Raw genomic sequence first — 13,399 nt, forward strand, 5'->3', positions numbered from 1 at the left:
GCCGCCCGCTCCGCCGGCCGGGCTGCCGCCGGAGCAGCCTGCGCCACCGCCTCCGCCACCGAATCCACATCCCCTGTTGACCCGGGTCCTCGAGCACATCCACGGCCACCACGACCCACCGCCAGACGAGCCGGCACCGGGGCAGGTGCCGCCACCGAACGGGGCTGCACCACCGCCATAAGCTACCTGCGGGCGGGTTAGTCAGTCAGTAACGCGCGCTAACCCACTAGCGAGAGCGCGTGCGAGCGACGCAGCTTGCCCGACGGCGTCTTGGGGATGGTGCCGGGAGCCACCACGACCACCCTTCGCGGCCGGACATCGACGTCGTGGAACACCTCGTGGGCGACCTCATGCTCCATTCGCCGCACCTCGGTCGCATCGTTGGAGGCATTGGACTCGACGACTACGGCGAAGGTCTCCCGCGGGTGCCCCGCATGCAGACGCACCGCGGCCGCACAGCCGGGCCGAACGCCATCGACCCGGCCGGCCGCCCGCTCGATGTCGGTCGGGTAGATATTGCGGCCGGCCATGATGATGACGTCCTTGACCCGACCGCACACGACGACGTGACCGTTTTCCGTCAGATAACCCAGATCGCCGGTGTCATACCAGCCGTGCTGGTCCGGTCCGGGGATGAACCCGCCCATTGTGGCGTAACCTGCCGCCACCGGCTCACCACGCACCTGAATCACTCCGACACCCCGGCTGGGCAACACATTGGCATCCTCGTCCACGACGCGGACGTCCAGGCCCCGCAGCGCAGGACCCAGACAGGCCAGCCGGCGGGTGTTGCCCTTGCTGGCCGGGACTGCGTGGCGAAGCACCGCCAGCAGGTCGGCGTCGACCTCGTCGACGACCAGCCCGGCACCGCACTCTGAAAACGACACCGCCACCGTGGTTTCGGCCATGCCGTATGCCGGCACGATCGCCTCGCGCTTCAGGCCAAACGGCGCACCGGCCTCACAGAGATCCTCGACGTCGGCAGGTTCGACTTGCTCGGCGCCCGATAGCGCCCACCGCAGGCTGGACAGATCGAACTGACCGGGCATCGCTTGTTTACGCAGCCGCTTGGCGAGCAGCGAATAAGCGAAGTTGGGCGCGGCGGTCATCGTGCCGCGGTATTTGTCGATCAGCCTGGCCCAAAGCAGCGTGTCGCGGAGGAAGTCCATCGGGGTGATCTTGATCAGCTCCGCGCCGAAATACATTGGCACGGCGAGGAATCCGGTCATCCCCATGTCGTGGAACAACGGCAGCCAGCTGACAATGACGTCGGTCGCAAGGTCGTACTTGGCGCCGATGAACATCGCTTCGGCATTGGAAACCACATTGCGGTGCGTGATCCGGACGGCTTTCGGCGAGCCGGTGGAACCCGATGTCAGCTGCATCAGTGCGACGTCGTCTTCGCCCGTATCCACTGGATCGATCGGATCGGCAGCGAGCAGTTGCTCGACTGTTACCACCCGCAGCCCGAGCTCGTCGAGCAGCGGCGCCGCGGCCATGAACGGGTCGGAGACGATGACGACCCGCGCCTCGATCACGCCGATAACCGAAGCGGTCTCGGCCGCCCACAGTCGCAGGTCTGTCCGCGGCGTGGGTTGATGCAACATCGTCAAGCTTGCGCCCCGCATCCAAAGGCCTTGTGCGGTCGGGGCGATTTCGACCGGGGCGCCGGCGAGCACGGCGACAGCGTCACCATGACCGACGCCGGCAGCTGCCAAGCCGCCAGCTACTCGTCGAGCGCGTTCGTGCACTTGTGCCCAGCTGTGCCGGACCGGGGCGTGGGGCTCACCGGTTGTCATCCCGTTGCGGCTGCTAAGAGCGTTGCCGTACATGATCTCGCAAAATCTGCTCACGGCAGCCCCTCGTGCACATTTCTAGACACGCTTGCGCTTGTTGTACCAGAGCCCTCGCTAAATCGCGGGATTTTCGTCAATCGCCGCGATGGTGCTTGAGAAAAATCCGCCAATTGCGGAGGTGACATCTGCGACGCTCCATCAACGACGCCGTGCTATCGCAGACGGCAACTCACGGGCGAGCCCCCGACGAACCTGCGACCGCCAAATGCTAGCCGAAAAAACGGTCCCACCCGTGGACGGACCGATATGTCGGCTCCTTGTTATCAAACTGTCGCAGCAACGCTATAACGATCTCCGCCGTTGCATTGCCGCAGTGAGGTCAATATTGAAGCGGCTCAAGTACTTTCCGTCAGCGCCGTATGCTGCGGCTCACGCGGCCCCACGTCGAGCCGAAACGGCGGGTACTCGTCGCGCATCAGCCCGCTGTACGCGTGCACCCGGATAGTCCAGCGGTTGAGGCCGAGGATGAAGTCGTAGAGCCCCTTTGGATAGCGCCCAGTGAACAGCAGAGCCACCACGGCGAATATCAGCAGAATCGTCATCAGTGATGGCAGCACATAGCCGGCCCATTCATTCGGCCCAAGCCGCAGATAACGCCAACCGGGAGTGAAGAACGCGGTGAGGATGACGTACTGCGGGAGGACGAGCAGCCACCACTTGATCAGTACCAATCCTCGGCTGAGCCGCTCGGGATAGTCGATCTCCAAGTCGGCGGGGTAATCCTGCTTCGACTGCAGGCTGAACGGCGGGTACTTGTCAGTACCAAGTGCCATCAGAGCGTAGAAGGCTACCCGCCAGCGCCAACGCTTGACACCTAGGCTGAAGTCGAACAGTGCGCGCGGGTATTTGCCGGCAATCAGGATCGCGAAAAAGGCGATCACGGTGACGACGAGATTCGCGATGTGCAAGAAGATCAGCACAATGTAGTGAGGGATGGCGAGAATCCATTTGACCAACCATTGCCAGCGTGACAACGCGGGGTCGAGGTCGCCTCGAACGCGGACGGGATAATCGGCGGCTTCCGGTCGCATGATTGGCGGCTCCTTATGCGCTTCGGCCCGATCGATGAGCCCCCTGATTCTGTCGTTTTCCACGCCGGGAATCCAGCATTTCTCCGTTGACATTTCGGCAATTAATCGGCCAACGTGGCGTCGGCGGCGGTGGCGAGCACCGCGAGGTGATCGTCGACTGACGCCAAGCCTGCGCCCATAGTGTTGATGGAGACATGGGAGGCGCCGGCGGCAGCCCAGCGGCGCACATCGTGGACAAGTTGTTCGGGATTACCTCGCCAGGAGACTCGGCCCTCCATGGCAATCTGCGCGGGGTCTCGGCCGGCCTCAGTGGCCGCTTGATGCACCAGCCGCAGCGCTTCGTCGAGCTGTGGTCCGGGTCCGACCATCGGGAACCAACCATCGGCGAGCCGACCCGCGCGGCGATACGCGCGGGGTGAGGATGCACCGAACCACACCGGGATTGGCCGCTGCAGCGGCAGCGGCGCCAGGCCGGCGCCGGTGACTTGGTGCCAACGGCCGCGGTAGGTCACGGTCTCCTCGGTCCAGAGCCGGCGCATCAGGTCGACCTGCTCCTCGCAGCGCCGGCCTCGCGTCGAGAAGTCTTCGCCAAGTGCCTGGTATTCCACAGCGTTCCAGCCCAGACCCACCCCGAGACGTAACCGCCCGCGGCTGAGCAGATCGACCTCTGCGGCCTGCTTGGCCACGAGAACGGCCTGGCGCTGCGGCAGAATCACAATGCCGGTCACCAGCTCCAGCGAGGTGGTCACAGCCGCGAGGTAGCCGAACATCACCAGCGGCTCATGGAATGTGCTGTGCAAGTCGTATGGCCCGTCCCAGCCGACGTGGATGTTCGGGTCGGCACCCACAACGTGGTCGTAGGCGAGCAAATGGTTGAACCCGAGCCCTTCGACCTGTTCGGCGTAGGCACGCACCGCACCGGCGTCGGCGCCAATCTCCGTTTGCGGGAACACGACTCCGATTCGCACGGGGCCTCCTATTCCTTCGTGTGCTGCGCGCTGAACGACACCGTGACCTCGTCGGCAACCTTCACCGAGCCCATCAGCAGCGAGTACTGCTTGACACCGAAATCGGATTGGCGGACGGTTGCTTGGCCGGACATCCGCCAGGCGTCGCCAAGATCGTCTGTGCGCAGTTCGATTTCGCGGTCTTGCGTCTTTCCGTGGATCTTCAGTGTCCCGGTGAGACGGTACCCGCCATCGGTCTTGTCGATGGTCCCGGTGGTGAAGCGGATCTCGGGGAAGCGGCCCGCTTCCAGCGATCTCAACGCATTGGACCGAACCAACGTCTTCTCCGCCGCGGACAGCCCTTTCACACCGCCTTCGCCGCGCAGCACGTCCAACGAATTCACGTCGACGACGAGCTCAGCGCTGACAGGTTTGTCACCGACCCACCGCACTGTTGCCGTCCACCGCTTCATCGCAATGGTGAGACGATGACCCATTTTCGCGGCTCTGCCGGTGACGCCGGTGCGTACCAGGAGCTCACCGTCGGATGCATCCAGGGTCCACGCCGAGTCGGCCACGGACCGACTGTAGTCCGCAATGACTGCCCGGCTCCTTCTCAGGTCACTCGGTGGCCTGCGCTGTCCCCGGGCGCGTCACATGGTGAGCACGATGCGGTAGCGCGGCCGTCCCTGCTCCATGGCGGCGTAGGCGTCTGCCGCTTCAGCTAAGGCTCGTTCCTCGATCCAGGCCCGCACACCGGACAGCACGGCGAAATGCATGGTTTCCTCGACGTCGCGGGATGTGCCGGAGGGATGACCGGTGATACTGACGCCCGGATTGATCAACTGGAGCGGACTGACTGGCAGCGGTTCGGGCGTGACACCGATGGCGACAAGTTCACCGCAGGGCAGCAGCCCACCCAGCGTCGCGGCCATCGCCGCTGAATTCCCAGCGGTGGCAAGCACAACCGCTACACCGCCGAGTGCCCGCAGTGCTTCGGTGACATCGTTTTTCGTGGAGTTGATGTAGTGGTGGGCACCAAGCTGGCGCGCGTCGTCGGCTTTGTCGGTGCCGCGGGCGATCGCGACCGTCTCAAAGCCCATTGCCCGGCTGAACTGAACCCCAAGGTGTCCCAGACCGCCGATCCCTAGAACGGCGACACGATCACCCGCCACCGCCTTCGTCTGGCGCAGCGCGTTATAGGTGGTGACACCGGCGCAGCCCATCGGCGCGGCTTCGGCGAAGGACAGCTCGGACGGGATGCGGGCCAGCGCATTGGCCGGGACGGTCACCGATTCCGCGTAGCCACCGGGATATTGCCAGCTGGGCACTTTGAGGTTTTCGCAATGGATGAAGATCCCTTTTCGGCATGGGATGCAACGGTTGCAGTTACCCCCAAACCACCCGACTGCGACGCGGTCACCCACTGCGAAGTCGTCTACACCCGCACCGACTTCGGCGATAGTGCCGGCGATCTCATGCCCGGGAGTCAGTGGCCACGACATCTCCGGGAAGCCGCCATGGACGAAAGCCCGGTCGCTGCCACAGATCCCGCATGCGGCAACGTCAAGTCGCACCTCGCCGCGGCCAGGTGACGTGGTGTCTACGTCGGTGAGGTCCAAAGACCCGCCCGCAGATTTGACTTGGACAGCCTGATGAGTCGCCATATGCGAAAGCTATTGCGCCACAGGGCATTTATCCCCTGAGCCACCATTGTAGGCGACTTGCCAGTGCTTGATGCCGTTCAACCATCCCGAGCGCAACCGCTCCGGCTTGGATATCGGCTTCAGATCCGGCATGTGGTCGGCGATCGCGTTGAACATCAGGTCGATGGTCATCCGGGCCAGGTTCGCGCCGATGCAGTAATGCGCGCCGGTGCCGCCAAATCCGAGGTGCGGGTTGGGGTCTCGCAGAATATTGAAGGTGAATGGGTCGTCGAACACATCCTCATCGAAGTTGGCCGACCGGTAGAACATGACCACCCGCTGACCTTTCTTGATCTGCACACCCGATAGTTTGTAGTCCTCGAGCGCAGTGCGCTGAAACGACGTGACCGGGGTCGCCCACCGCACGATCTCGTCGGCCGCGGTGGCGGGGCGCTCCTTCTTGTACAGCTCCCACTGATCCGGGTGTTCGGTGAACGCCATCATGCCCTGCGTGATCGAGTTACGGGTGGTCTCGTTACCGGCGACCGCCAGCAGGATGACGAAGAACCCGAACTCGTCCTCGGAGAGTTTGTGACCGTCGACGTCGGCCTGGATCAATGTGGTAACCAGGTCGTCGCCGGGGTTTTTGGCCTTCTCCGCCGCCATCTGCATCCCGTACATGATCAGCTCGACTGAGGCGGTGATTGCGTCGTTGCTGGAGAACTCCGGATCCATGTCGCCGACCATCTGATTCGACCAGTGGAACAGCTTCTTGCGGTCCTCCTGCGGCACACCCATCAGCCCGGCGATGGCTTGCAGTGGTAGCTCGCAGGACACCTGCTCGACGAAGTCGCCGGAACCCTCGGCTGCCGCCGCCTTGACGATGCGCTGCGCACGTTCGTTCAGGTCGTCGCGCAGCCGCTCCACCGCCCGCGGGGTGAAGGCCCGCGAGATGATCTTGCGCAACCGGGTGTGCTGGGGTGCGTCCATGTTGAGCAGAACAAACTTGCCGCGCTCGACCTGTTCGCCGACGGTGCCGTCCCTGTACCGCGGCAGCGCGGTCTTTCTCAGGCTGGAGAAGACGTCGCTGCGCAGCGAGATCTCTTTGACGTCCTTGTGCTTGGTCACCACCCAGAAACCGCCGTCGTCGAACCCGCCGGCGCCGAGTGGCTGTTCGTTCCACCAGATCGGCGCGACGCGGCGCATCTCGGCCAGCTCTTCGACCGGTAGTCGCTTGGCGTAGATATCGGGATCGGTGAAATCAAACCCAGGAGGAAGAGTCGGAGTCGGCATCGATGCGCTCCTACGAATACGAGTTGGGTGCGACGCGTTCTAGCCCAGTAAAGCACCGCGACAACCGAGATGACAGGACTTCTGGTTGGATGGCGGCCACCGGATTGAAACGTGTTCCTGGGGTCGCGAGGAGGCAGGCGCCGCAAAACAATCTTGCGCGGACTCGGCGCTGGTTATGCTCTGGTGCACGCCGCCGGCGCACTCGATCGAGCCGGTGACATCGACGTCGAAGGTGGAGCATGATTCGCGAACTCGTCATCGCCGCGGCCGTCTCAGGAGCCGCTCTTGCCGTCGCGCCGGTCGCCGCTGCCGATCAGCAGCGTTACAACGGAGACGTACCGGGAATGAACTATGACGCGTCGCTGGGGGCACCGTGCGACAACTACGAGCGGTTCATTTTCGGACGTGGCCCCGATGGTGAAGCCGAGGCCTGCCATTTCATCACCCACCAGTTTCCGGCGGCAGAGACCGGCTACTGGGTGATCTCCTACCCGCTCTACGGTGTGCACCAGCCGGGGGAGCCGTGCGCTAGCTATGCCGATCCGCGGGGATCGGCGGCACAGACGCCCGACGGACTTCCGCTGACGTGTACCCAGGCTCAGGGCTGGGTGGTCGGGTCGCTGACCGGAGGCGGATTCCCCATTGTCGGGGGTGGATTCCCCTCGGACACCAGCATCCGCGACTAGGTCAAACCTCGATTGCGGATAGCGGCGTCGTATCGGATCTGCGCCGCTCACGGACCCATCGACGCTTTCCGTCGGCCCGTGTCTACAGTGGGTCCAAGCGAAGCTGCGACACAGAGGAGTCTCTGATGGAGTTCAGTCCTAGGGATGCGCTCGACGCGGTGAGGGACGTCGTTGCCAACGCCGTCGAAAAGGCCTCGGACATGGTGGAATTCGCCGGCGACATCGTCAGGGGAGACGTCGCCGGCGGCACGCAGGGTATTATCCAGAGCTCAATGGACATCGCCACCTACGCGGCCGACACGGCGAAAGAGGTGTTCACCGGCCAATACGCCGGCGACCGTGAGTAACTAGCCGCCGGCCGCCTCGAGCATCGGCGTCAGTTCAATCAGGACGTCGTCCAACGGGGCGTGGTCGCGGTGAGTGTGGCACAGGATGACGGCGCCTTCGATGGCCGCCACCAGGAGGGTGGCCACCCGTGCGGCGCGCGCGGAGTCGGTGCCGCGATTGAGGAGCAGCTCCTGCAGTTTGGCCTGCCACTGTGTGAAGACTTCAAGTGCCAGCGCGGCGGCCTCGGCGGATCCTGATGGGCGTCGACGGCGACGGCGACCACGGGGCAGCCGGCTAGGTAGTCGGTGTCGCGCAGGGTCTTTTTCCAGAACCGGACGAAGCCGTCGAGTGCTTGCACCGGGTCGCCGGATTGGACGGTGGCATCGATGCGGGACGTGATGTAGTCGGCGGCATGGCGCACGGCGGCCAGAATCAATTCATTCGTCCGCCGGGGAAGTCGACGGCCAGTACCCGCTGGTGCTGTCGGCCGGTGAACGCCGCGCGTTCACGGCGAATACCATTTACCGCGATCCCTCCTGGCGACGCCGCGATCCCACGGGAGCACTACGCATCAGCCCACAAAACGCCCAACGTCTCGGACCGCACGACGGCGGCCTGGCCCGCGTCACCACCGCCGCCGGAACGGCACAGGCCGTCGTCGAGATCACCGACATGATGCAACCCGGCCACATTTCGCTGCCCAACGGCTTGGGCGTCGACCACCCTGACCACGGACGTGTCGGCGTGGCACCCAATGAACTGACGTCACTCGAGCTGCGCGACGCCTTCGCCGGAACACCGTGGCACAAACATGTGCCGGCCCGGGTGGAAGCCGTTTAGACCGCCGCGGCCTCGTTGAGCTCGTTGAGCCTGTTCGTCGCTTCGAGGTACTCCTGCACCCAGCGTTCGATGACTGCCGCCGTCTTTTCGACCTTGGTGAATTGTCCGACGACCTGTCCGACCGGATTGAACGCCACGTCGACGGACTCGTTCGGGTACTTGTTCGTGGCCCGCACGGCCATGCCCGAGACCATGTATTGCAGCGGCATACCCAGCGGCTGCGGGTTTTCCGGTTGCTCCCAGGCTTCGGTCCAATCGTTGCGCAGCATCCGGGCCGGCTTACCGGTGAACGAGCGACTGCGCACGGTGTCGCGGCTGGTCGCCTTGGCGTAGGTCGCCTGCTGGACAGGAGTGTTCGACGCTTCTTCGACCATCAGCCACTGGGAGCCGGTCCATGCGCCCTGGGCACCCAGCGCCAACGCCGCGGCGATCTGCTCGCCGCTGCCGATGCCACCGGCTGCCAGTACCGGTACCGGCGCCACCTCCTTTACGGCTTGCGGCCACAACACGATTGAGCCGATCTCGCCGCAGTGCCCGCCGGCCTCGCCACCCTGGGCGATGATGATGTCGACCCCAGCGTCGGCATGTTTACGGGCCTGCGACGGTGACCCGCACAAGGCCGCCACTTTGCGGCCGGATTCGTGGATGTGCTTGATCATGTCCGCCGGTGGAGTGCCGAGCGCATTGGCGATCATCGAGACCTTCTGGTGCTTCAAGGCCACTTCGACCTGCGGGGTGGCGGTGGCCTCTGTCCAGCCGAGCAACTGCAAGCTGTCCTCGTCGGCATCCTCGACCGGAACGCCGTGCTCGGCCAGGATCTTGCGGGCGAAATCCAGGTGCTCCTGCGGCACCATCGACCGCAGTTTCTCGGCCAGCTCCTCAGCCGACAGGTGCGCGTCCATGCCCTCGTATTTATTGGGGATGACGATGTCGACACCGTAGGGGTGATCGCCGATGTGATCGTCGATCCAGTTGAGCTCGATCTCCAGCTGTTCCGGCGTGAATCCGACCGCGCCCAGCACCCCGAAACCGCCGGCTTTGCTCACCGCGACCACGACGTCGCGGCAGTGGGTGAAGGCGAAGATCGGGAACTCAATGCCGAGTTCGTCGCAGATTGCCGTGTGCATGCCTGCTCCTGAGGGCGGTAGGCGAATTGAAACGTGTTCTAGTTTAGTACGCGCTCGACCACGGTGGCCAGCCAGCCCGGACCATCGGGGTCGGGTGGACACTACGACCTGTCTGCGAGCAGCCGCTGATTACGGTGCCAGCTGCTGGTGTGACGTGGTGACGCCGCGGACTACGGCGACGCACACGTCGGCGCAGGCAGCCGCCAGTTCGGCGGTGGTTTCCTGGGGATCCTTAAGCCAGGCGTCGATGATCTGGTTGACGCCGCCGACGATGAACACCGCGCCCCGGCGCAACTCTGCATGAGGCGGCGTGTCGGCGCCCAGGACGTCGGGGGCGTAGTGGATAACCAACTCGGTGAGCTTGTCGAGGACCTGTGTGCGGTGTTCGGTGAGCCCCGGAACGCTGGTCAGGTCGCTGGTGGTGATGCGGTGGATATGGGGGTCGGCGGCAATGATGTCGAGGAACGCGGTCAGCGCCGAACGCAGTTTGTCCGTGAGGGTGCCAGGGTTGCCGACGCCGGCGGCGACCAGCGCGTCGAGCAATTCGTCACGAACGTCATCAGAGACGGCAAACAGCAGCGCGTCGCGATTCGGGAAATGCTCGTAGAAGTACCCGGGATGAAGCAGACGCGACCATTGTTCGACCGAGCGCTCGCCGAAGGGATCGCCAACGTGCCCGAGGCACCAGCACCGTTGCGCGAGTTCTTCGTTCGGGTCGAGACGATCCCGGACTGGGTCGACAGCGACACCGTGCGCCGAGGACAGCGGGCGCTGCGCAGAGGTGGCGCCGACGGCATGTAGATCGCGCGCGACGTGGCACTTCTGGGCGGGTATCAGTTCTCGGGCTTCAACAAGACCCTGTTACGGACCGGTGCGCTGGAGAAGGGATCGAACCAGCGTTTCGCCGAGACGATGCAGTGGGCGATCGACGTGATTTCCGAAAACGGCTTGACCCCGCTCGGCGCCGGTTACCGCTCCACGCTTGCGGGTGCGGCTGATCCATGCATTAGTGCGACGTCATGTGGCCGCGATGCCAGACTGGCGCGGCGACGAGTGGGCATACCGCTCAACCAGACCGACATGGCCGCCACGCTGGTCGGGGCACTGATCGCCCCGCCGGCCGCCGCGATCGGGATGGGGATGGTGCTCAGCCCGGCTGAACTCGACGCGATCGCGCACCTGACCCGTTACCTCGGCTGGCTGATCGGCGTGCAGGACGAGTGGCTGCCCGGTAGCTTCCGCGGCGGCGTACGCGTGCTCTACCACACCCTCACCGCGCTTTCGAATGCCGACGAGTCCACCAGGCAGCTGGCGGGTCCGATGGCAGACGACCCGCTGCTCTGGCACTACCGCAGCATGGCGGAGCTGCGTCGCCGCATTGCACGCGCCCAGCACCTGTCGGTGACGAGCGGCTTTGGGTCCACGCGCGATGCGCGCGCTGGGCTTGCTGGCCTACGTGCCGCCGTGGTATCCACTGTTGCGGATTCCGGTCAACATCGCCCGCAGCATTGCTGCCCTTACTCTGCCCGGGGGGATAGACCGCGCTGCTGCCCGCGGCTACCGCGAGCGAAAAGCCCTGTTGCGCACCATGATCGGCGACGGCGAAGCCACGATCGGCGACTCCGCTGCGCACGTGAGTAACGTTGCCTGACACCGGACTATCCGTCGTCCGTCTACGCTGCCTAGCTATGGCCATTCGCGTCGCTCACATCGGCACCGGAAACGTCGGTCGCCTCGCGCTGACCCAGCTCATCGCCGACCCGCGGTACGAACTGGTCGGAGTGTGGGTGTCGTCGGAAGACAAGGTCGGCAAGGACGCGGGAGAGCTGGCGGGGCTCGACGGGTCCACGGGAATCGCCGCGACCAACGATCTGGACTCACTGCTGGCCGGCCGACCCGACTGTGCGGTCTATTGCGCGATGGGCGACAACCGGCCGCTCGAGGCCCTCGCGGACTGCCGGCGTCTGCTGGCCGCCGGGATCAACGTGGTCGGTTCCGCGCCGGGGATACTGCAATTCCCGTGGCAGCTGATGCCCGACAAGTACATCGCACGTGTCGAAGACGCTGCACGCGTTGGCAATTCGAGCATATTCATCACCGGTGTCGACCCGGGGTTCGCCAACGACCTGATCCCGTTCGCGCTGACCGGCACCTGTCAGCGCGTCGAGGCGGTGCGCTGCATGGAGATGGCCGACTACGCCACCTACGACGGCGCGACCGTGATGTTCGACGTGATGGGCTTCGGCAAGCCGCTCGAGGAACTTCCGATTCTGTTCCAGCCGGGCGTACTGAGCATCGCGTGGGGCACCGCGATCCGGCAGCTGGCGGCCGGGCTGGGGATCGAGGTCGACGACATGACCGAAACATGCGAGCGCGAGCCGGCGCCGGAAGCCTTCGACATCGCCGCCGGCCACATCCCCAAGGGCAGCGTTGCCGCGATGCGATTCGAGATTCGCGGCATGGTCGACGGGCGGCCCGCCATTGTGATCGAGCACGTGACCCGGTTGCGCGAAGACCTACGCCCCGACTGGCCGCAGCCCGCCCAACCCGGCGGCTCATATCGCGTCGAGATCACCGGTGAGCCGTCCTACGCCGTCGACATCTGCCCGAGCAGCCGCCACGGCGACCACAACCACGCCGCGATCGTCGGGGCGGCGGGCCGGATCGTCAACGCCATCCCCGCCGTGGTGGCGGCCCCTCCGGGAATCCGCACGACGCTCGACCTGCCGCTGATCACCGGGCCACGCTGGAACGGGTTCTAGTCAGCTGAGGTAGCCTGACCCGTCATGGGACGCGTGGACGGAAAAGTTGCACTGATCAGCGGCGGCGCGAGGGGTATGGGTGCTTCTCATGCCCGGCTGCTGGTAGCCGAGGGCGCCAAGGTCGTGATCGGCGACATCCTCGACGAGGAAGGCAAGTCGCTGGCCGACGAGCTGGGGGAGGCGGCACGCTATGTGCACCTCGACGTCACGCAGCCCGATCAGTGGGAGGCGGCGGTTTCCGAGGCCGTGCAGGAATTCGGCAAATTCAACGTTCTGGTCAACAACGCCGGCATCGTGGCGCTCGGGCAGCTCAAGAAATTCGACCTCGCCAAGTGGCAGAAGGTTATCGACGTCAACCTCACCGGCACGTTCCTCGGGATGCGGGCGGCCGTCGACCCGATGATCACCGCGGGCGGCGGCTCGATCATCAACGTGTCCTCGATCGAGGGCCTGCGCGGCGCCCCGATGGTGCACCCATATGTGGCCTCCAAGTGGGCGGTTCGCGGGCTGTCCAAGTCGGCCGCATTGGAGCTGGCGGCGCACAACATCCGAGTCAACTCGATTCATCCGGGCTTTATCCGCACTCCGATGACCAAGCACATTCCCGACGACCTCGTCACCATCCCGCTGGGGCGGCCGGGCGAGTCGATCGAGGTCTCGACGTTCGTAGTGTTTCTGGCCAGCGACGAGTCGGCGTATGCCACCGGTTCGGAATTCGTCATGGACGGGGGCCTGGTGACCGACGTTCCGCACAAGATCTAACTCGTGCCGGACGTCCGCCGTCTAACCGATAACACAGGGTCAGCGGCATTTCTCGATGATGGACTCGGCGAAGCGCTCGATCGCCGGCCGGAACCGCTCGGCAGACTCCGTCGATGATCTCG

General features: G+C 64.8%; 14 protein-coding genes and 3 pseudogenes. 8 read left to right on the top strand and 9 right to left on the bottom strand.

The genetic code is table 11. From position 1 onward, the window contains the following. Positions 1 to 181 (top strand): annotated as a pseudogene (locus tag ACFE99_RS04840) (MinD/ParA family protein); the annotation flags it as partial. Between the two features lie 37 nt (positions 182 to 218). Here the strand turns inward: ACFE99_RS04840 and ACFE99_RS04845 are convergent. The 6 genes from ACFE99_RS04845 to ACFE99_RS04870 all read right to left on the bottom strand — a co-directional run bounded on the left by ACFE99_RS04845 (position 219) and on the right by ACFE99_RS04870 (position 6,773). After that, complete coding sequence (locus tag ACFE99_RS04845) at positions 219 to 1,853, bottom strand: fatty acyl-AMP ligase (protein WP_375482938.1); 1,635 nt, start codon at positions 1,851 to 1,853, stop codon at positions 219 to 221. A gap of 338 nt (positions 1,854 to 2,191) precedes the next feature. Then, positions 2,192 to 2,887, bottom strand: coding sequence for a DUF4389 domain-containing protein (locus tag ACFE99_RS04850; protein ID WP_375482940.1), 696 nt, complete (start codon positions 2,885 to 2,887; stop codon positions 2,192 to 2,194). Between the two features lie 101 nt (positions 2,888 to 2,988). Beyond that, positions 2,989 to 3,855 (bottom strand): LLM class F420-dependent oxidoreductase, encoded by an 867-nt coding sequence (locus ACFE99_RS04855; RefSeq protein WP_375482942.1) that lies wholly within the window; start codon positions 3,853 to 3,855, stop codon positions 2,989 to 2,991. Positions 3,856 to 3,863: 8 nt separating this feature from the next. Further along, positions 3,864 to 4,412 carry a YceI family protein gene (locus tag ACFE99_RS04860; protein ID WP_375482944.1) on the bottom strand — a complete coding sequence of 183 codons (549 nt, stop codon included), beginning with the start codon at positions 4,410 to 4,412 and terminating at the stop codon, positions 3,864 to 3,866. Between the two features lie 75 nt (positions 4,413 to 4,487). Next, on the bottom strand, positions 4,488 to 5,501 hold the full coding sequence (locus tag ACFE99_RS04865) for an alcohol dehydrogenase catalytic domain-containing protein (protein ID WP_375482946.1): 1,014 nt from the start codon (positions 5,499 to 5,501) through the stop codon (positions 4,488 to 4,490). A gap of 9 nt (positions 5,502 to 5,510) precedes the next feature. Further along, positions 5,511 to 6,773 carry a cytochrome P450 gene (locus ACFE99_RS04870; protein WP_375482948.1) on the bottom strand — a complete coding sequence of 421 codons (1,263 nt, stop codon included), beginning with the start codon at positions 6,771 to 6,773 and terminating at the stop codon, positions 5,511 to 5,513. A 239-nt stretch (positions 6,774 to 7,012) separates the two neighbouring features. On the opposite strand from ACFE99_RS04870, the gene ACFE99_RS04875 reads away from it, so the two are divergent. Together ACFE99_RS04875 and ACFE99_RS04880 are read left to right on the top strand one after the other, a co-directional pair. Further along, positions 7,013 to 7,459 (top strand): hypothetical protein, encoded by a 447-nt coding sequence (locus tag ACFE99_RS04875; RefSeq protein WP_375482950.1) that lies wholly within the window; start codon positions 7,013 to 7,015, stop codon positions 7,457 to 7,459. A gap of 125 nt (positions 7,460 to 7,584) precedes the next feature. Beyond that, on the top strand, positions 7,585 to 7,806 hold the full coding sequence (locus tag ACFE99_RS04880; RefSeq protein ID WP_375482952.1) for a hypothetical protein: 222 nt from the start codon (positions 7,585 to 7,587) through the stop codon (positions 7,804 to 7,806). On the opposite strand, the pseudogene ACFE99_RS04885 reads toward ACFE99_RS04880, so the two are convergent. Then, a pseudogene (locus tag ACFE99_RS04885) lies at positions 7,807 to 8,207 on the bottom strand (TetR family transcriptional regulator C-terminal domain-containing protein). A gap of 44 nt (positions 8,208 to 8,251) precedes the next feature. On the opposite strand from ACFE99_RS04885, the pseudogene ACFE99_RS04890 reads away from it, so the two are divergent. Further along, positions 8,252 to 8,626: pseudogene (locus ACFE99_RS04890) on the top strand (molybdopterin dinucleotide binding domain-containing protein); the annotation flags it as partial. On the opposite strand, the gene ACFE99_RS04895 reads toward ACFE99_RS04890, so the two are convergent. Next, on the bottom strand, positions 8,623 to 9,753 hold the full coding sequence (locus tag ACFE99_RS04895) for a nitronate monooxygenase (protein WP_375482954.1): 1,131 nt from the start codon (positions 9,751 to 9,753) through the stop codon (positions 8,623 to 8,625). The pseudogene ACFE99_RS04890 and the gene ACFE99_RS04895 sit on opposite strands and share 4 nt — an antisense overlap. 129 nt (positions 9,754 to 9,882) lie before the next feature. Next, positions 9,883 to 10,296 (bottom strand): hypothetical protein, encoded by a 414-nt coding sequence (locus ACFE99_RS04900; protein WP_375482956.1) that lies wholly within the window; start codon positions 10,294 to 10,296, stop codon positions 9,883 to 9,885. A gap of 75 nt (positions 10,297 to 10,371) precedes the next feature. On the opposite strand from ACFE99_RS04900, the gene ACFE99_RS04905 reads away from it, so the two are divergent. From ACFE99_RS04905 to ACFE99_RS04920, 4 genes are read left to right on the top strand one after another with little or no spacing between them, the layout of a single operon-like run. Continuing rightward, the gene (locus ACFE99_RS04905; protein WP_375482958.1) at positions 10,372 to 10,554 is read left to right on the top strand and encodes a hypothetical protein; all 183 of its coding nucleotides are present in this window, start codon (positions 10,372 to 10,374) and stop codon (positions 10,552 to 10,554) included. 12 nt (positions 10,555 to 10,566) lie between these two features. After that, positions 10,567 to 11,394, top strand: coding sequence for an oxygenase MpaB family protein (locus ACFE99_RS04910; protein ID WP_375482960.1), 828 nt, complete (start codon positions 10,567 to 10,569; stop codon positions 11,392 to 11,394). A 47-nt stretch (positions 11,395 to 11,441) separates the two neighbouring features. Continuing rightward, complete coding sequence (locus ACFE99_RS04915; RefSeq protein ID WP_375482962.1) at positions 11,442 to 12,515, top strand: diacylglycerol kinase; 1,074 nt, start codon at positions 11,442 to 11,444, stop codon at positions 12,513 to 12,515. A gap of 24 nt (positions 12,516 to 12,539) precedes the next feature. Beyond that, the gene (locus tag ACFE99_RS04920) at positions 12,540 to 13,277 is read left to right on the top strand and encodes a glucose 1-dehydrogenase (RefSeq protein WP_375482964.1); all 738 of its coding nucleotides are present in this window, start codon (positions 12,540 to 12,542) and stop codon (positions 13,275 to 13,277) included. Positions 13,278 to 13,399 lie beyond the last annotated feature (122 nt).

The organism is uncultured Mycobacterium sp., from assembly GCF_964249325.1.
Classification (GTDB): Bacteria; Actinomycetota; Actinomycetes; order Mycobacteriales; family Mycobacteriaceae; genus Mycobacterium.